We start from the raw sequence: 18190 nt of genomic DNA, 5'->3' as shown, positions 1-18190 counted from the left end.
AAGAGGCAAGAGGCAAGAATCGAACACCCCCCGCCCGCGCCTTCACCCCTCCCGCAGCAACTCCCTTGCAATGACGACCTGCTGGATCTGCGAGGTGCCCTCGTACAGGCGCAGCAGGCGGGCGTCGCGGTAGAAGCGCTCGACCGGGTACTCGTTGATGTAGCCGGCGCCGCCGTGGATCTGCACGCCGCGGTCGGCGACGCGGCCGACCATCTCGGTGGCGAAGAGCTTGGCGCAGGACACGCGCATCGACACGTCCGGGTCGGAGGCGCCGGGCGGCTTGCGGTCGAAGCGTTGTGCCACCTCCTGCACCAGCGCCCAGGCGGCCAGCAGCTCGGCCTGGCTGTCGGCGAGCAGGGCCTGGATGAGCTGGAACTCGCCGATCGGCTTGCCGAACTGACGGCGGTCGCGGGCGTAGCGGCGCGATTCGTCCAGGATGCGCGAGGCCAGCCCGCAGGAGACGGCGGAGATGTTCAGCCGGCCGCGGTCGAGCACCTTCATCGCGGTCTTGAAGCCCTGGCCGGGCACGCCGCCGATGATGTGGGACGCCGGCACCCGGGCGTTGTCGAGGATGACGTCGCAGGTCTTGGTGCCACGCTGGCCCATCTTCCGGTCGGGCTTGCCCAGCGACAGGCCCGGCGTGTCGGCCGGCACGATGAAGGCCGACACCCCGGCTGCGCCCGGCCCGCCGGTGCGTGCCATCAGCGTGAAGGCGCCCGCGCGCGGTGCATTGGTGATGAAGCGTTTGCTGCCGTTGAGGACGTAGTGATCGCCCTCCAATCGCGCGCTGGTCTTGAGCGATCCGGCGTCCGAACCGGCATCCGGCTCGGTCAGCGCGAAGGAGATGATCAGCTCGCCACTGGCGATGCGGGGCAGGACCTCGGCCTTCTGCTCGGGTGTGCCGTCCATCAGGATGCCCTGCGAGCCGATGCCGATGTTGGTGCCGAAGACGGAGCGGAAGGCCGGCGCGGTGCGGCCCAATTCGTAGTTCACCAGGATCTCCTGGCTCACCGACAGGCCGATGCCGCCGTACTCTTCCGGCACGGTCAGGCCGAACAGGCCCATGGCCTTCATGTCCTCGATCAGCTCGTCGGGGACGCGGTCCTGCTCCTCCACCCCATCTTCGGCGGGGATCAGGCGCTCGCGCACGAAGCGCTGGACGGTGGCGAGCAGCAGCTCGAAGGATTCGGCATCGATGGCCATCGCAAAACTCCGGTGACCGCTTCAACGGTGCTTGAACTCAGGCGGCCGCTTGGCGAGAAAGGCCTGCATGCCCTCGTGCGCGTCCTCGCTGGCGAAGCGGGTGTAGAGCTGGCGGCGCTCGAAGAGCACGCCCTCGGCCAGCGTGGATTCGTAGCTGCGGTTGACGGCCTCCTTGATGGCCATCAGCGCGGGCAGCGAGTAGCCGGCGATGCGCTCGGCCAGCGCCAGCGTGGCGCCGTGCAGCTCGTCATCGGGCACCACGCGGGAGACCAGCCCGTAGAGGTCGGCCTCGTCGGCATCCAGCACGCGGGCGGACAGGCACAGGTCCATCGCCTTGGCCTTGCCGATGGCGCGGGGCAGGCGCTGCGTGCCGCCGGCACCGGGCAGCATCGCCAGCTTGATCTCGGGCAGGGCGAAGCGAGCGCTGTGCGCAGCGACGATGACGTCGCAGGCCAGTGCCAGCTCGCAGCCGCCGCCGAAGGCAAAGCCTGCCACCGCGGCGAGCACCGGCTTGCGCACCGAGCGGATCGTCTCCCAGTTGCGGGTGATGAACTGGCCCTGGTAGACGTCCATATAGCCCCAGTCGGCCATCACCGCGATGTCCGCCCCGGCGGCAAAGGCCTTGGGCCCGCCCATCAGCACGATGGCACCGACGCGGTCATCCGCGTCGAAACGCAGCAGCGCCTCGCCCAGCGCGTCCATCAGCTCGTCGTTCAGCGCATTCAGCGCCTCCGGCCGGTTCAGTGTGATGACGGCCACCCGGCCGCGGGTCTCGGTCAGGACAACAGGCATGAGGCCTCCAAAGGTTCATTCACGCGCCGTGATCACTCCACGATGATCTTGCGGTCTTTGATGAGGGTCGAGAGCTGTTTGCCCTCGTCGGCCAGCAGCTTCTTGAAGGCCGGCGTGTCCAGTGCCACCGGCTCGGCGCCCAGGTCGCCGAAGCGCGGCTTGAGTGCCGGGGCGGCCAGCGCCTTGTTCAGCTCGCGCGTCAGGCGGCCGATGGACATCACCGGCGCCAGGTCGCGCGAGGGCAGGAGGTTGGACTTGAACAGCGAGGGGTTGGCCGTCTCGACCGAGGTGGGTGCGATCAGCAGCGTGTAGCCATCCGGCGCCGCCTTGATCACCTCGCCGGCCGCCAGGTTGCCGCTGGCGCCGGGTTTGTTGTCGACGATCACGGTCTGGCCCAGCGCCTCGGTGAGCGCCTGGGCCAGGGTGCGGGCCATCACGTCGGTGGTGCCGCCGGGGGCGAAGCCCACGACGATGCGCACCGCCTTGGCCGGCCAGGCGGGGGCCTGGGCGATGGCCGGCAGCGCGGCGGCGGCCAGCGTGGCGGCGGCCAGCTTCAGGGCGCTGCGGCGCAGCGGCTGGGGGCGGTTCGGGAGGGTCATGGCGGGTTCCTGATGTGAGATGCAGACAGGTGTGGGGACGAGCCGGCCCGCTCCGGGCGCGGCAGCGCGCACCGGAGGAGGCGGGTTCAGGGAAAGACGAGGGGCGGTGAGCGGGTGAGCAGGCGACCGGCCGGACCGCCGCCGGATCAGATCTGGCCGCTGGCGACCATCTCCCGGACGATCTCGCGCAGCTTGAACTTCTGGATCTTTCCGGAGGGCGTGGACGGCATGGCCTCGCGCAGGATCAGGCGCTCGGGGATGTACTGCAGCGCCACCTTCTGCGCCTTCAGGAAATCCACCAGTTCGGCCAGCGTCAGCGTCTGGTCGGCCTTCGGCACCACCACCGCGCAGGCGCGCTCGCCCAGGCGCTCGTCGGGCACCGCCACCACCGCCACCTGGGCGACCCCCGGGTGCTTGTAGAGCAGCGCCTCGACCTCGAAGACGGGGATGTTCTCGCCGCCGCGGATGATCACGTCCTTGCTGCGCCCGCTGATGCGGATGTAGCCGGCCTCGTTCATCGTGGCCAGGTCGCCGGTGTCGAACCAGCCGTCGGCGTCGGTGTTGTTCCACTGCGGCCGGTGCAGGTAGCCGCCGAAATTGGACACCGAGCGCACCAGCAGCTTGCCGGACTGGCCGCGCGGCAGCTCGGCTCCATCGTCGCCCACCACTTTCAGATCGACGCCCGGCAGCGGGCAGCCATCGGTGGTGGCGGCGAGCCGGTCGTCGTCGTCGAGCTCGATCAGCGTGACGGCGCCGTTCTCGGTCATGCCCCAGGCGGACACGATCTTCGTAGCGTAGGCCCCCTGAGCCCCCTGCGGGTGCTCGCCCCCCGAGGGGGAACGCGGATCTTGGGAGCGGCCCGGCGATCCGCTGAGCACGCTGCGCGCCTGCTCGACCAGCGGGCCGGGGATGGGCGCACCGGCGCAGAGGAAGGTCCGCAGCGTCGGCACCGCCTGGCCCGTCTCGGCCACGGTGCGCGCCAGATCGTTCAGGAAGGGCGTCGAGGCCATCGTGAAGCTGGCGCCCTCGGCGCGGATGACCTCCACCGCCTTCTTCGGCTCCCAGATGTCCTGCAGCACCGCGCTGGCGCGCAGCATGATGGGCATCATCAGGCCGTACATGAAGCCGGTCTGGTGCGCCATCGGCGAGGCCATCAGCACCACGTCGTCGGCGCCCAGGCGCAGCCGCTCGGCGTAGGGGACGATGTTGGCCATCACCGTGTTGGCCGAGTGCATCACGCCCTTGGGCTCTCCGGTGGTGCCGGAGGTGTAGATCAGCTGGGTGATGTCGTCCGGGCCCGGGCGGCTGCGCGTCAGGATGTCGCGGGCGTCCGGCTCGTTCTCCCAGGCCGGGCCGCTGAGCAGGGCCTCGTAGCTGTTGGCGCCGCTGCCGCCGACCACCACCAGCTGCTGCAGGTCGGGCAGAGTGGGCTTCAGGCCTTCGAGCATCTGCTCGTAGTCGAAGCCGCGGAAGGTCTTCGGCACGATCATCAGCTTGGCGCCGCCGTGCTTGAGCATGAAGCCCAACTCGCGCTCGCGGAAGATGTGCATCAGCGGGTTGAGCACCGCCCCCAGGCGCGAGCAGGCCAGGTAGGTGACGGTGAACTGCCACCAGTTGGGCAGCTGCATCGCCACCACGTCGTTGCGGCTCACGCCCAGGCGCGCCAGGCCGACGGCGACGCGGTCGGCCATCGCCGCCAGCTCGCGGTAGGTGAAGCAGGTGGTGGTGGGCGCGGCGGCACCGCCCTCGACCTGGATCGCGGTGAGGGCCCGCTTGTCCGGGTACGCGGCGACGCAGGCGTCCAGGTCGTCGTTGATCGTGCGGTCGAACCAGAAGCCCTGGGCCACGCTGGCGGCGCGGCGCGGCGGCAGCAGAACGGCGTCGAAGTCCATGTCTTGTCTCCTGTCCTCGGATGGGATCGGTCTTGTCGGGATCGGTGGCGCGGGGTTCCGGGGCCTGCGGTTCAGGCCGGCACGTTCTTCCGCCCGGCGCGGGTGCGGGCGATGATGGTCTTCATGATCTGCGCGGTGCCATCGCCGATCTGGAAGCCCAGCACGTCGCGCAGGCGCTGCTCCATCGGGCCGCGGTCATAGCCACCGTGGCCGAAGCAAAGCAGGCACTGGTGGATGACGTCGTAGGCCAGCTTCGGCCCCCACCACTTGGCCATGCCGGCTTCCGCCGTGTGCGGCAGGCCGCGGTCCTTCAGCCACAGCCCTTGCAGGCAGAGCAGCCGGGCGCCCTCGACCTCGGTGTCGAACTGCGCCAGCGGGTGCGTCACGCCCTGGAAGGCCGACAGCGGCTGGCCGAAGGCCTGGCGCTGGGTGATGTACTCCCAGGTCTCGTCCAGCGCGACGCGGGCGACGGCCAGGCACTGCAGGCCGATCAGCGAGCGTGAGAAGTCGAAGCCCTGCATCACCTGCACGAAGCCCTTGTTCTCGTCGCCGAGGCGGTGGCTGACCGGCACGCGCACGTTCTCGAAGAAGATCGAGCCGCGGCCGATGGCGCGCTGGCCGTGGCAGTCGAAGCGGCTGGTGGTCAGCCCGGGCGTGTCCATCGGCACCAGCAGCGCGGTGACGCCGTGCGCACCCGACTCCACCGTGCCGGTGCGCCCGAACACCACCGTGATGTCGGCCTGGTCGGCCGCGGAGATCGAGGTCTTCTCGCCGTTGATGACGTACTCGTCGCCCACCCGCTCGATCTTCAGGCGCAGGTTGGCCGCGTCCGAGCCGCCACGCGGCTCGGTGAGCGCGATGGCGCAGATGGCCTCGCCGGCGGTGAGTCTCTTCAGCCAGGGCCTCACCACCACCGGGTCACCGTAGCGCGACAGGATCTGCCCGTTCAGCGACGCCAGCAGGTTCAGGTAGGACACGCTCAGGTCGGCGCGGGCGATTTCCTCGTGGATCACGCCCGCGGCCAGGCAACCCAGGCCCTGTCCGCCGAATTCCTCCGGCAGCTCGGGGCAGAGGAAGCCCATCTCGCCCATCTCCTTGAGCAGCGCGCGGTCCAGATCCCGCGTTTTATCCCGCGCCAGGAAGCCCGGCGCCACCCGGCCGGTGGCAAAACGCCGGGCGTGTTCCGCAAGAGTCTGGAGATCGTCGTCGGTGTAGGGGTTCGGATTCATCCGCGCGCTCCTCGGGGCCTTATTTCGCGTACTTCTTGAAGTCGGGCTTGCGCTTTTCCTTCAGCGCATTCACGCCTTCGCGCGACTCCTCGGTGTCGTAGTACAGCTTGAGCGCGTACATGCCCATGCCGGCGATGCCGCTCTGGTGCGCGGTGTCCATGTTGAAGCTGCGCTTGGCAATCGCGATGGCGGTGGGGCTGCGCTCGCAGATCGTCTCGGCCCACTCCTGCACCGTGGTGTCGAGCTGCTCATGCGGCACGCAGACGTTGGCCAGGCCCATCGCCTCGGCCTCCTTGCCGCTGTAGCGCTTGTTCAGGTACCAGATCTCGCGGGCCTTCTTCTCTCCGACCACGCGGGCCAGGAAGGCGGTGCCGTAGCCGGGGTCCACCGAGCCCATCTTGGGGCCGACCTGGCCGAAGATGGCCTTCTCGGAGCAGATCGTCAGGTCGCAGATCGTGCACAGCACGTTGCCGCCGCCGATGGCAAAGCCCTGCACGCGGGCGATCACCGGCTTGGGCACGTCGCGGATCGCGGTGTGCAGCTCCTCCATCGGCAGGCCGATGGTGCCGCGGCCGTCGTAGTGGCCGTCGTGCGCCGACTGGTCGCCGCCGGTGCAGAAGGCCCGGTCGCCCGCGCCGGCCAGCACGATGCAACCGACCTCGCGGTCGTAGCCGGCCTTGTTCAGCGCACGGATCAGCTCGTCGCAGGTGGTGCCGCGGAAGGCGTTCATCTTGTCCGGGCGGTTGATGGTGATCCAGGCCACGCCGTTGCGGACTTCGTACAGGATGTCTTCGAAATTCATGAGGCTGCTCCTTGAGGGTCTGTGGGGTGGTTGGATCACCCGTGCATCGTCAGGCCGCCCGACACGCTCACCACCTGGCCGGTGATGAAGGCGGCGTCGTCGCTGCCGAAAAAGGCGATCGCGCCGGCCAAGTCATCCGGCTGGCCCAGGCGGCCCAGCGGGATGGCGCTGCGGAAAGCCTCCAGCAGCTTGGCCGGGTCGCGCGCGCCCTCGGCCACGCCGGCCAGCAGCGCGGTGTCGGTCGGCCCCGGGCAGACGGTGTTGACCGTGATGCCCTGGCGGGCGTGCTCGCGCGCCAGCGTCTTGGACAGCGCCACCAGGCCGCCCTTGCAGGCGGCGTAGACAGCCTCCCCGGAGGAGCCGCCACGCGCGGCGTCCGACGCCACGTTGACGATGCGGCCGTACTTGCGCTCCACCATGCCCGGCAGGATGGCGTGGTGCATGTGCAGCGCGCCGACCAGGTTGATCGCGATCAGCTGGTCCCACTCCGCCGGCACGGTCTTGGTGAAGGGCTTGAACACGTCCCAGCCGGCGTTGTTCACCAGCACGCCGATGGGGCCCAGCTGGGCCTCAGTGGCGGCCACCGCGGCGTCCACACTGGCGCGCCGGGAGATGTCGGCCGCGAAGGCCTGCGCCCGGCCGCCCTCGGCGCGGATGCCCGCGGCCACCGCCTCGGCGGCCTCCAGGTTGCGGTCGAACACCGCCACCGCAGCGCCTTCGGCCGCAAAGCGCCGGCAGGTCGCCCCGCCGATGCCGCCACCGCCACCCGTCACCACCACCGTCTTGCCGTCGAATCTGCGCATGTCCACTCAGTCCTTGCAGGGTTAGGATCGTCGCCACGGGTTGCCTCGCTGCGACCTCAATTGCGTCAATGTATTGACATATCTTAGGCGGGCGCAGCCCGTCAGCGCAAGTCCCTGGCGGACCCGGAAATCTCATGACAAACCCTGATGAATCAGTCGCCAGCGCCAAGTACGAGATGGCCAATCGGCTCTTCTTTCGTCTCTACCAATGCGCAAACATGTTGCACAAAACCGGGACACGAGCCGTGGAGGCCGAAGGGCTGACGACGCAGCAATGGGCGGTGCTGGGCGCGCTGTCACGGCCGGTGGCGCAGGGCGGCATGGGCGTGGGCGACCTGGCCCGCTACCTGATGGTGAGCCGGCAGAACCTGTCGGGCGTGCTGAGCCGCATGGAGCGCGACGGCCACCTGGCCATCGTCCCGGACGGGCGTGACCGGCGCGCCCGCCTGATCACCATGACCGAGTCCGGCCGCCACGTCTGGCAGGACCTGGCCCTGCCCAAGATCCACGCCTACTACGAGGAGATCCTGAAGGACTTCTCCTTCAACGACACCACCCACACACTGCACTATCTGCTCAAGATCCTGGAGAACATGCAGCGGCTGGATGGGGAGTGGGTGGACGGCGGGGAGACCGGCTCGACCGACGGAGCCTGACATCATGACCCCGCCCCCTTCGAACGATGCACCCGATGCGACCGGCCTGACCGATCGCGCCCAGGCCCTCGCCTCGCAACTGATCCGGAACTTCGATGGCGCGCCCATGGAGCACCTGGTCCGCGAACCCCTGTACGACGGCCAATTCGCCCGGCTGGCCGCGGGCACGGTCGCACGCAAGCTCGGGGCGTCCATCGATGTGCTCGCACCCGGCAAGTGCGGCTGCCCGTACCACTGCCACCATGCCCAGGAGGAAATGTTCGTGCTGCTGGAAGGCAGCGGCACGCTGCGGGTAGCCGGCGAGAGCCTGCCCATCCGGGCGGGCGACGTGATCTTCATTCCCGCCGGGCCGGACTACCCGCACCAGATCATCAACACCTCGTCGGCAGCGCTGAAGTACCTGTCCATCAGCACCCGGGAGTCACCGGAGATCGTGGAGTACCCGGATTCAGGCAAGTACCTCGCGACGGCTCAGGGCCGTGACGGTACGGCCTTCGACGTCGTCCAGCGTGCCGCGCCAAGTCTGGATTACTGGGACGGTGAGCCCTGAGCCGCTTGCCCCCACGTCAATGCCCGGGGTCGGCCTCCGGGTGCAACTGCTCATAGGCCTGCGCGAGCCCGGGATCGCGCCGCCGCATCTCCGCGTGGCTGACGCGGCCGGTGCGGGTCATGTAGCTGTAGGCGAACTCGACCGGGCTCAGGCCCGGCACCCACTCGTCCATGCGCTCGTACCAGCGCAGGCTGACGTTGGCGGCGTTCCAGATCTTGTGCATCGGCGGCAGGCGCTGCGCCTGGAAAGCCTCCAGCGCGGCGCGCACCTGCTCGCGCGCGGGCCGCTCGCCGAGGTTCTGGTCTCGGCAGGCTTTCGCGAGCGCGATCGCATCCTCCATCGCCAGCCGGGTGCCGGAGCCGATCGAGAAGTGCGCGGTGCGCAGCGCGTCGCCCAGCAGCACGACGTTCTCGAAGCTCCAGCGCTCGTTCCACACCGCCGGGAACTGGCGCCAGTAGGAGTGGTTCGACAGGATCGGGTGGCCGCCCAGGTCCTTGGCGAAGGCCTGTTCGCAGCGGGCGATGGTGGCCGCCGGGTCCAGCGTGTCGAAGCCGGCGCGCCGCCAGGTTGCGTCGGTCACCTCCACCAGGAAGGTGCTCATCGTTGGGCTGTAGCGGTAGTGGTGGGCGCAGAAGACGCCCCACTCGGTGTCGCGGAAGGTGAGCGTGAGGCTGTCGAAGACCTGGCTCGTGCCGTACCAGATGAAGCGGTTGGGCCGCCAGTCGATCGTGGTGCCGAAGCGCGCCTCGTTCTCCGCGCGCACCCACGAGAAGGCGCCGTTGCTGGCGACGATGAGGTCGGCCTCGTTCTCCGTTCCCGCCTCCGGGTCGATGGCCGCCAGCGAGGTGGCTTCCGTGTCGAAGCGGATCTGCACGCCCAGCGCCTCGGCGTGGGCGACCATCAGCTGCAGCAGCTCCAGGCGGCCAATCGCCGAGAAGCCGTTGCCGGTGATGGGGATGCGGGTGTCGTTGTGGACGATGCTGAGGTGGTCCCAGGTTTCCATGTGCGGGGTGACGAGGGCGTAGAGCGCCTCGTCGTCCGCACGCAGGAAGTCCAGCGCCCGGTCGGAGAACACCACGCCGAAGCCCCAGGTGGCGTCGCGCGAGCCGCGCTCGATGACGGTGACCTCGTGCCGCGGGTCCTGGCGCTTCATCAGCGCCGCAAAGCACAGGCCGGCCGGGCCGGCGCCGAGGATCTTGATCTTCATGGACGGCTCTCCTGTTCCACCTGCGCGGCGATGCGTTCGCGCAGCTCGCGCTTCATGATCTTGCCCACCGGGCTGGTGGGGAAGGCGTCGACCAGCTCCAGCCGCTCGGGCAGCTTGAAGCTGGCGATGCCCTGGGCGCGCAGGTGCGCGATGAGCTCGGGCAGCGTCAGCGTGCGGCCGGCCTTCGGGATGACGAAGGCGCAGGCCTTCTCGCCAAAGACCGGGTCGGGCATCGCCACCAGCGTCACGGCCAGGACGGCGGGGTGGCCGAAGATGAGGTTCTCCACCTCCTCGCAGCTGATCTTCTCGCCGCCGCGGTTGATCAGGTCCTTGCGCCGGCCCTCTGTAAAGACGTAACGACCGCGCTTGCGCACGATGTCGCCCATGCGGTACCAGCCATCCGGAGTAAAGGCCTCGCGGTTCTTGCTCTCGGCGTTGTAGTAACCGCGGATCGTGTACGGCCCGCGGGTGAGCAGCTCGCCGGGCTCGCCGTCGGCCACGTCGCGGTCCTGGTCGTCCACCACGCGGATCTCGTCGGCGGCGCAGACCGGCGTGCCGGAGCTCTCCAGCACCAAGTCATCGGCGTCATCCAGCCGGACCATGTTGATCAGGCCCTCGGCGGTGCCGTAGACCTCCTGCGGCGTGCAGCCGGGGAAGCGCTCGCGCAGGCGCTGGCGCAGCTCGGGCGCCAGGCGGGCACCGCCGTTCTGGATCACCCGCAGGCTGCGGGTGTCGAAGCGCTGCAGCTCGGGCGAGGTCAGCCAGCCGGCGATCAACGGCACCACCGCAGCGACCACCGTGACGCGCTCACGCGCGATGGCGCCGAAGATCGCCGCCGTGTCGGTGGACGGTGCGATCACCAGCGTGCCGCCGTAATAGAAGGTGGCCAGCATGCCCGGCGAAGCCAGGTTGTAGTTGTGCCCCAGCGGCAGGATGGCCATGAAGACGGTGCCGCTGTCAAAGCCCGCCGCCACGCCGCACAGCCGCGCGTTGAGCACGTAGTCCTCGTGCGTGCGCGGGATCAGCTTGGACATCGAGGTGGTGCCGCCCGAGAGCAGCATCGTCGTCACCTCGGCCGGGTCCACCGCCACTGTGGCCAGGGCAGCGGCTGCCCCAGCCTCATTACCCGCGCGCGCCAGCAGGTCGTCGTGCGCCACCTGGCCCTCGGCCGGCGTGCCGACGATGACGATGTGGCGCAGGTGCGGTAGCTCGCGCTGCACCTCGGCGACCATCGGGCGATAGTCGAAGTCACGGATCGCGTCCGGGCCGACGTAGGCCACCGCGCCGGAGGCCCGCACGAAGTGCCGCACCTCCGCCAGCCGGTGCGCCCGCAGCGCCATCACGGGAATCGCGCCGATGCGCACCAGCGCCAGGTAGTGGTGGACGAACTCGGGGGTGTTCGGCAGCTGCATCACCACGCGGTCCAGCGGCCGCAGGCCCAGCGCCAGCCAGCCGGCGGCCACACGGGCCACCGCGCGGTCCAGCTCGGCGTAGGTCTGGCGGAACTCGCCAACCTCTCCCGCCACCACCGCCGCTTTGTCCGGCGCACGGGACACGGTGCGGGCCACCATGTCCCACAGGGTCAGGCCTTCCCACCAGCCTTCGCGCCTCCAGCGCGCGGCCAGCTCGTCCGGCCAAGGGGTGCATCCTTGCAGCACGGCGTGTCTCCAGTCTGTCGTTGTGGCCCGCACCTTAGTGGCCGGCCCGGATTCCCACCAGCAATCTCGCCAAATAGCATCATTCCCATGAAGAATGATCCAGGCCGCGCCACCGCGGACGCCGCCCCGGACTGGGACCTGAACCTGCTGCGCATCTTCGACGCCGTGCTGGCCGAGCGCAGCATCACCCGCGCGGCCGAGCGCCTGGGCCTGGCGCAGCCGACGGTGAGCAACGCACTGGCCCGGCTGCGTCGGCTGACGGGCGACGCGCTCTTCGTGCGCACCCGCGAGGGCATGGCGCCCACCCCGCACGCGCAGGCCATGGCCACGCCGCTGCGCCAGGCGATGGCAACGCTACAGACCACACTGCGGCGGCCGGCGGCCTTCGACCCCGCGACCAGCGAGCGGCGCTTCACGCTCTACATCTCCGACCTGGGCGAGGCCTTTTTCCTGCCGCGCCTGCTGGCGCAACTGCGCGAGCAGGCCCCGGGCGTCAAGCTCGCCACGCTGCCGATGCCGGAGCACGACCCGCAGGCCGCGCTGCAAAGCGGCGAGGTGGACCTGGCGATCGGCAACCTGCCGGAGTTCAGCGGCGCGGGGTGGTACCAGCAGCGCCTGCTGCGCGAGCACTACATCGTCATCGCCCGGCGCGACCACCCGCTGCTGGATGGGGCCGGGCGGCTGTCACGCGCCGCGTTCGGCCAGGCCGCCCACGCGGTGGTGCTGCCCGCGGGTACCGGCCACGGCGTCGTCGAGGCCACGCTGCGCGCCGAGGGCCTGGGCGAGCGCATCGCGCTGCGGGTGCAGAACTTCCTCAGCCTGCCGGCCATCGTCGCCTGCACCGACCTGCTGGCCATCGTGCCGCGCAGCGTGGCGGCGCAGTGGTCGTCGCAGTGGGCGGCCAACCTCCCGCTGCAACAGGCCGAGCCCCCGATCGCCCTGCCCGACTTCGACGTGCGCCAGTGCTGGCACGAGCGCTGGCATGGCGATGCGGGGCACCGCTGGCTGCGCGAGCGGCTGGCAGGAGCGGGTGCCTGAACCGCCGCGATGCACGGGCCCGCGAACAAGGTCTGCGCCGGCCGGCAGATCGGGCCTCTGCCGGTCTGCACCGGCGTTACGCTGCCAGCCTCGTGCTGCCGCCTGCCGTTCCAACGGCGGCGGCGGGTGATCCATTGGCCTGCCCGGCGGGCCCTGTCCAGGAGTTGCACGCATGTCCACCGTGGTTGCGGTCCGCAGTGCCGACAGCATCGTCATCGGCGCCGAGACCCTGCTGATGCAGGGGGAGGCCCGGCTGGGCCACGCCTATGGCGACAACCCGAAGCTCTTTCTCGTCGGCCACAGCTGCATCGGGCTGACCGGCAGCGTGGCGCACTACACCGCGCTGATCCAGGCGCTGCGCAGCCTGGGTGACGACTGCCGCTTGGGCAGCAACGAGGAGGTGTTCAACACCTTCACCCGCGTGCACAAGCGGCTGAAGGACGACTTCTTCCTGAACCCCAAGAAGCAGCCGGACGACCCCTACGAGGCCAATCACATCTCGGCCCTGGTGGCCAACGGCAGTGGCATCTATGGCGTGTACGCCCACCGGGAGGTGCTGAACTTCGGCCGCTTCTGGGCCAACGGCACCGGCCGGCCCTACGCGCTGGGGGCGATGCATGCGGGCTGGCAGATGGGCGGTGAGCGCCCCGACGCCCTCGCGGTGGCCCGCCAGGGGCTGGCCGCGGCGATGGAGTTCGACCGGGGCAGCGGGGGCGAGATGCGGCTGTACCGCTTCGAGGTGGGCAGCGACGCCGCGCCGCAGGCGGTGGACTGACGACGGCCTTCTGGACCTGGGTCGGGGGGCGACGCCCGACCAGCCGCCTCAGTGCCCCTCGAAGTCCACCAGCGTGAACAGCGGCAGGCCGCTATCGCGCAGGCGCTGCGAGCCGCCCAGCTCGGGCAGGTCGACGATGGCGGCGCCTTCGATCACCTGGGCGCCCAGGCGCTCCAGCAGGCGGCGCCCCGCCATCATGGTGCCGCCGGTGGCGATCAGGTCGTCGATCAGCACCACGCGGTCACCGGGCTTGACGGCGTCGGTGTGGATCTCCACCGTGGCGCTGCCGTACTCCAGCTCGTAGGTTTCCTCGACCGTCGTGAAGGGCAGCTTGCCCTTCTTGCGGATGGGCACGAAGCTCACGCCCAGTTCGTAGGCGAGCACGCTGCCGATGATGAAGCCACGCGCGTCCAGCCCCGCCACCACGTCCGGCCGGGGGCTGAAGTAGCGGTGCACGAACTGGTCGATCAGCACCCGGAACACCTTCGGGTTGGCCAGCAGCGGGGTGATGTCGCGGAACATCACGCCCGCCTCGGGCCAGTCGGGCACGGTGCGGATGTGGGCGCGGATGAAGGCGCCCGGGTCGCTGATCAGGGGGTCGCGCGGGGCGGAGGACATCGCTGCCGTCCGCTCAGCCGCAGGCGCCGACGTAGCCGCAGCTGGTGCAGAAGTCGCACCCGTCCTTGTGGATCATGGTGGCGTTGCCGCACTCGGGACAGGGCTTGCCGGCCATCGGCCGGGTGGCGGCCTTGCCCGCCGGGGCGGTGGCAGATGCTGCCGAGCCGGCCGATCCGACCGCTTCCGTGGCTTCGGCGGGCGCGGCCAGCACGCCCATCGCGTTGACGGGCTCGCCGGTTTCGTCGAGCACGCCGAGCATCGCGTAGCGGTGCAGCACCAGCCGGGCGACGTAGGCCACCGTACTGGGCCAGACCTGCTGGCGGCGCTGGCCGGGCACCGGGGCCATGAAGTGGCCCAGCGGCTCGCCGACGTTGAGCAGCTTGCGCAGCTTCATGCCGATCCAGGCGGGGTCGATCACGCGCATGTCCAGCGACAGCAGGCGCGCCAGGCCGTCCAGCGCACGCGGGTAGTTGCCGGCAAAGCCGATCGCGCAGGGGCGGGTGACGTGGCCACCGTCCGGCGTGGGCAGGCTGACTTCCTTGAGCGTGAGGGTGAACTGCTCGCCGGTGGCGGGGTTGTCGATGTCCACCGCCCAGGCCAGCGTGCCGTCGGTGCCAGTGCGCGGCTCGCTGCGGCTGAACATGGCGTCCAGCACGGGCGTCGAGCCCCCCTCCTGCAGCGCGCCGAGCTGCTCGCAGCGCCAGCGGATCACCGCGGCGGTGGCCGCGACCACGCCCGGGAAGAGGCGCCGCTCGCCGTTCGGTGGGAAGGGCATCTCGAAGGCGCGCTCCTCGGCCACGGTGGCCAGCGCGTCGAGCTTGAGTTTGAGCCAGCTCGGGTCGTTGGCCCGCATGTCCAGCGACAGCGTCTTGGCCAGCGCACCCAGGCCGCGCGGCTGCTCGGCGCCGTTGACCCAGACCTCGAAGGGCACGTTGCGCTCGAACAGGCCGGCGTCCGGGCCGGCCTCGGCCGGCAGCTCACCCACGAACAGCGCGAAGTCGCCGTGCGGGTGCTGGATCATGTAGCTCCAGGCCGGGTTGCCGGCGTTCATGTCCGGGCGCTTCGGCCAGCGCAGGGAGGCCAGCACCGGCTGCGGCAGGCGGTCCAGGCGCAGGCGCTGGTTGGCGTTGCTGTCGTCCAGTGGGGCGGGCTGCACGGTCAGCGGCGGCGGCTCGGCGGCCTTGGGCTCCTCGGCCTTGGGCGCTTCCGTCTTGGCCGGCTCGACGCTCAGCACCGACCCGAGGATGCTGTTGGGCCGGTAGGTGGCCAGCCCCTTCAGGCCGGACTTCCAGGCCACCGTGTAGAGGTGCTGGAAGTCCTCGTACGGGTAGTCGGCGGGAACGTTGACCGTCTTCGAGATGGCGGTATCGATGCAGGGCGCCACGGCGGCGACCATGGCCTCGTGCGCCTCGGCGCTCATCTCCAGCGCGGTGACGAAGGCGTCGGTCAGCGGGGCGTCCGGGCCCTTGAGGTGGCGGTACAGGCGCCAGGCGTGGTCCTCGACGTTGTAGATCTTGAAGCTGCCGTCGGCCTCGCGCTTCTTGCGGGTGTAGGTCCAGCTGAAGGGCGGCTCGATGCCGTTGCTCGCGTTGTCGGCGAAGGCCAGGCTGATGGTGCCGGTCGGCGCGATCGACAGCAGGTGCGAGTTGCGCAGGCCGTGCTCGCGGATGCGCTCCTTCACGGCCGCAGGCAGGCGCGAGGCGAAGCTGCCCCGGCTCAGGTACAGGTCGGCGTTGAAGAGCGGGAAGGCGCCGCGCTCCTTGGCCAGTTCGACGCTGGCGTTGTAGGCGGCGTCGCGCATCACCTCGCTGATGCGGCGGGCGGCGTCACGCGCGGCGGGCGTGTCGTAGCGCAGGCCGAGCATGATCAGCGTGTCGCCCAGCCCCGTGAAGCCCAGGCCGACGCGGCGCTTGTTGGCCGCCTCCTGCTGCTGCGCGGGCAGCGGCCAGACGGTGGCGTCCAGCACGTTGTCGAGCATGCGGGTGGCCACCGCGCAGACTTCGGCGAAGCCGGCATCGTCGAAACCGGCATCGGCCTCGAAGGGGCGGGTGACGAAGTGGGTCAGGTCCACCGAGCCCAGGCAGCAGCAGCCATAGGGCGGCAGCGGCTGCTCGGCGCAGGGGTTGGTCGCGGCGATGGTCTCGCAGTAACCCAGGTTGTTGTCGTTGTTGATGCGGTCCAGGAAGAGCACGCCGGGCTCGGCATGGTCGTAGGTGGAACGCATGATCTGGTCCCACAGGTCGCGCGCGCGGACCTTGCGGTAGGCCCACAGCCCATCGGCACGCTGGTAGGAGCCCGCGGCCCGCTGCTTGGCGCCGGGCTCGGCGCGGTGCACCAGCTCGATCTCGCTGTCCGTCTCGACGGCTTCCATGAAGGCGTCGGTCACGCCCACCGAGATGTTGAAGTTGCGCAGGTCGCCCTGGTCCTTGGCGTGGATGAAGGTCTCGATGTCCGGGTGGTCACAGCGCAGCACGCCCATCTGGGCACCGCGGCGCGCACCGGCGGATTCCACCGTCTCGCAGCTGCGGTCGAACACGCGCATGTAGCTCACCGGACCGCTGGCGTGGCTCTGCGTCGAACCCACCCAGGCGCCCTGCGGGCGGATGCGACTGAAGTCGTAGCCCACGCCACCGCCACGGCGCATCGTCTCGGCCGCCTCGGTCAGCGCGGTGTAGATGCCCGGGAAGCCGTCCTCGGCCTCGGCGATGGAGTCACCCACCGGCTGGACGAAGCAGTTGATCAGCGTGGCACTCAGCGTGGTGCCGGCGGCCGAGGCGATCCGCCCGGCCGGCACGAAGCCGCGCTCCTGCGCCCATAGGAAACGCCGCGCCCACTCGGCGCGCTGCTCGGGCGCCTCGACAGCCGCCAACGCCTGCGCCACCCGCTGGCGCACGGCCGAGACGCTGGTCTCGTCACCCTTGGCGTACTTCTCTATCAACACTTCCGCGCTGATAGGCTGCGGCGGCAGCGTGCTGGCGCTGCGGGGGGCGGCGGGCGCCACGCCCTGGCTGTCGGCAGAGAAAAGGGGCATGTCCTGCCCGAGTAGTTCGTTCATCGCAAGGGTCCTGTTGTCCTGTGTGGCACGTGGGCCGCGACGGGGCGCAACACGCCTGCGCACGCTCGTCGATGCCGGTCTCCCGGTGTGGTTGCCGTGGTGGGTCCGGCCGGCCGGGAACGGCACTGGCGGGATCGGCACAACGGCAGCAAGGATAGCACGCAGACACTAGCCGTAGCGTATCAAAGCAATCCGCCCACTAGGGCTAGTGTCCAAGCTGCCACAACCCGACTGCCACGCCTGGACAACCGCAAAGGCCTGACCTGCCGCAATCTGTTGCACTTGCGTGGCCGTGGCGTCGCCAGCAGGGGCAAGGCCTTGATGCGACGCAAACGCTCACCAACCCAGGCTGTGGATAGTGTGACCCCAGCCAGTCAGGCTGTTGTCAGCGTACCGCGACGGCCGTCCGCGGCCCGAACAGGCCCGGAAAGACCCGTACCGAGTGGAGGTTTCGTCCATGTTGCACACCGCCCCCCCCGCCCACCCGCCAGTCGCTCCGGAAATGCTGCTGTCCGGCCCGGTCGATGCCCTGCTGCGCACCCTGGACGCGCTGCGCCACGTCTGCGACCCCGCCGTGGGGGAGAACATCGTCGACCTGGGCATGATCGAATCGCTGCGGCTGTCGGACGGCGAGGTGGAATTGCGCCTCGTGAGCGCGGGCGCCAGTTGCCCACTCAGTGACTTGACCGCCGACGACGCCTTTCGCGCCATCCAGCGCGCCCTGCCCGACACCGACATCTACCTGACCCACGACCTCGACGTCGAATGGAGCCCGGCGCGCGCCAGCGCCGCCACCCGCGCCCGCCAGGGCTGGAAGACGGCCATCCGCTGACCCCCACCGCAGCACCTGCCGCACCCCCTGTTGCCGGACGCGCAAAGCCGCCAGACCGTTGCGCTCCCCCCGGGAACCGGGGTGTTCAGGGCATGATCACGCCATGTCGTCGCCCCGCCCGGCCATCTGGCTCCAGCCCGTATCGCCCTCCCCCACTGCTGCGCCCGCCGCCGCCCCGCCCCGACTGAGCGGCCCCGCCGACCCCATCGAGCGTGTGATGACCCGGCTCACCCAAGTGCGCGATCCGGTGTCCGGTGCGGACGTGGTCAGCGCCGGCCGGGTGGTGGCGCTGGAGATCGGCCCGGAGGAGGCCACGCTGACCCTGCGCATCGGCTCGGGCCACTGCGACAGCGCCCACCACGTGGCCGAGGAGGCCTTTGCGGTGCTGCGTGCCGAGCTGCCCGACACCGATCTCTACCTGCGCCACGTCCAGGCCACTCCCTGCGTCCCGGAGCCCGACGCGCCGCTCTGATTCGGCAGG

At 70.2% G+C, this 18190-nt stretch carries 17 protein-coding genes; 6 read left to right on the top strand and 11 right to left on the bottom strand.

Features of this window, described 5'->3' with window-relative positions:
• Window positions 1-42: 42 nt before the first annotated feature.
• The 7 genes from NGK70_RS03210 to badH all read right to left on the bottom strand — a co-directional run bounded on the left by NGK70_RS03210 (window position 43) and on the right by badH (window position 7320).
• Entirely contained in the window at window positions 43-1203 is a 1161-nt protein-coding gene (locus tag NGK70_RS03210; RefSeq protein WP_251971936.1) for an acyl-CoA dehydrogenase family protein, read from the bottom strand.
• A gap of 21 nt (window positions 1204-1224) precedes the next feature.
• Complete coding sequence (locus NGK70_RS03205) at window positions 1225-1995, bottom strand: enoyl-CoA hydratase-related protein (RefSeq protein ID WP_251971935.1); 771 nt, start codon at window positions 1993-1995, stop codon at window positions 1225-1227.
• 32 nt (window positions 1996-2027) lie between these two features.
• Window positions 2028-2594 (bottom strand): tripartite tricarboxylate transporter substrate-binding protein, encoded by a 567-nt coding sequence (locus NGK70_RS03200; RefSeq protein WP_251971934.1) that lies wholly within the window; start codon window positions 2592-2594, stop codon window positions 2028-2030.
• Window positions 2595-2740: 146 nt separating this feature from the next.
• Window positions 2741-4486 (bottom strand): cyclohexanecarboxylate-CoA ligase, encoded by a 1746-nt coding sequence (locus tag NGK70_RS03195; RefSeq protein WP_251971933.1) that lies wholly within the window; start codon window positions 4484-4486, stop codon window positions 2741-2743.
• A gap of 71 nt (window positions 4487-4557) precedes the next feature.
• Window positions 4558-5715: a cyclohexanecarboxyl-CoA dehydrogenase gene (gene aliB / locus NGK70_RS03190; RefSeq protein WP_251971932.1), complete on the bottom strand. Its 1158-nt coding sequence runs from the start codon at window positions 5713-5715 to the stop codon at window positions 4558-4560.
• A gap of 19 nt (window positions 5716-5734) precedes the next feature.
• Window positions 5735-6517, bottom strand: coding sequence for a 2-ketocyclohexanecarboxyl-CoA hydrolase (badI, locus tag NGK70_RS03185; RefSeq protein ID WP_251971931.1), 783 nt, complete (start codon window positions 6515-6517; stop codon window positions 5735-5737).
• A 35-nt stretch (window positions 6518-6552) separates the two neighbouring features.
• Window positions 6553-7320, bottom strand: a complete 768-nt coding sequence (gene badH, locus NGK70_RS03180; protein WP_251971930.1) for a 2-hydroxycyclohexanecarboxyl-CoA dehydrogenase — start codon at window positions 7318-7320, stop codon at window positions 6553-6555.
• A 134-nt stretch (window positions 7321-7454) separates the two neighbouring features.
• Here badH and NGK70_RS03175 point away from each other — a divergent pair, with 134 nt between their 5' ends.
• Both NGK70_RS03175 and NGK70_RS03170 read left to right on the top strand, forming a co-directional pair.
• Window positions 7455-7976 (top strand): MarR family winged helix-turn-helix transcriptional regulator, encoded by a 522-nt coding sequence (locus NGK70_RS03175; RefSeq protein WP_251971929.1) that lies wholly within the window; start codon window positions 7455-7457, stop codon window positions 7974-7976.
• 4 nt (window positions 7977-7980) lie between these two features.
• The gene (locus NGK70_RS03170) at window positions 7981-8526 is read left to right on the top strand and encodes a cupin domain-containing protein (protein ID WP_251971928.1); all 546 of its coding nucleotides are present in this window, start codon (window positions 7981-7983) and stop codon (window positions 8524-8526) included.
• A gap of 16 nt (window positions 8527-8542) precedes the next feature.
• Here NGK70_RS03170 and NGK70_RS03165 read toward each other — a convergent pair whose 3' ends face one another.
• Together NGK70_RS03165 and NGK70_RS03160 are read right to left on the bottom strand one after the other, a co-directional pair.
• Window positions 8543-9733, bottom strand: coding sequence for an FAD-dependent monooxygenase (locus NGK70_RS03165; protein WP_251971927.1), 1191 nt, complete (start codon window positions 9731-9733; stop codon window positions 8543-8545).
• On the bottom strand, window positions 9730-11391 hold the full coding sequence (locus tag NGK70_RS03160) for a (2,3-dihydroxybenzoyl)adenylate synthase (RefSeq protein ID WP_251971926.1): 1662 nt from the start codon (window positions 11389-11391) through the stop codon (window positions 9730-9732). The genes NGK70_RS03165 and NGK70_RS03160 overlap by 4 nt, the downstream gene beginning before the upstream one ends.
• Window positions 11392-11478: 87 nt before the next feature.
• On the opposite strand from NGK70_RS03160, the gene NGK70_RS03155 reads away from it, so the two are divergent.
• On the top strand, window positions 11479-12429 hold the full coding sequence (locus tag NGK70_RS03155) for a LysR family transcriptional regulator (RefSeq protein ID WP_251971925.1): 951 nt from the start codon (window positions 11479-11481) through the stop codon (window positions 12427-12429).
• A gap of 172 nt (window positions 12430-12601) precedes the next feature.
• Window positions 12602-13204, top strand: a complete 603-nt coding sequence (locus NGK70_RS03150) for an Ntn hydrolase family protein (RefSeq protein WP_251971924.1) — start codon at window positions 12602-12604, stop codon at window positions 13202-13204.
• A gap of 48 nt (window positions 13205-13252) precedes the next feature.
• On the opposite strand, the gene NGK70_RS03145 is transcribed toward NGK70_RS03150, so the two are convergent.
• Both NGK70_RS03145 and NGK70_RS03140 read right to left on the bottom strand, forming a co-directional pair.
• On the bottom strand, window positions 13253-13822 hold the full coding sequence (locus tag NGK70_RS03145; protein ID WP_251971923.1) for an adenine phosphoribosyltransferase: 570 nt from the start codon (window positions 13820-13822) through the stop codon (window positions 13253-13255).
• A gap of 13 nt (window positions 13823-13835) precedes the next feature.
• Complete coding sequence (locus tag NGK70_RS03140) at window positions 13836-16877, bottom strand: adenosylcobalamin-dependent ribonucleoside-diphosphate reductase (RefSeq protein ID WP_251971922.1); 3042 nt, start codon at window positions 16875-16877, stop codon at window positions 13836-13838.
• A gap of 457 nt (window positions 16878-17334) precedes the next feature.
• Here NGK70_RS03140 and NGK70_RS03135 point away from each other — a divergent pair, with 457 nt between their 5' ends.
• Complete coding sequence (locus NGK70_RS03135; protein WP_251971921.1) at window positions 17335-17709, top strand: iron-sulfur cluster assembly protein; 375 nt, start codon at window positions 17335-17337, stop codon at window positions 17707-17709.
• A gap of 103 nt (window positions 17710-17812) precedes the next feature.
• On the top strand, window positions 17813-18181 hold the full coding sequence (locus NGK70_RS03130) for an iron-sulfur cluster assembly protein (protein ID WP_251971920.1): 369 nt from the start codon (window positions 17813-17815) through the stop codon (window positions 18179-18181).
• Window positions 18182-18190: the final 9 nt, after the last annotated feature.

It is taken from the genome of Sphaerotilus microaerophilus, assembly GCF_023734135.1.
GTDB classification, from domain to species: domain Bacteria; phylum Pseudomonadota; class Gammaproteobacteria; order Burkholderiales; family Burkholderiaceae_C; genus Sphaerotilus; species Sphaerotilus microaerophilus.
Note: the sequence above shows the minus strand (reverse complement) of the source record. Positions and strands in the feature narration are given on the sequence as shown.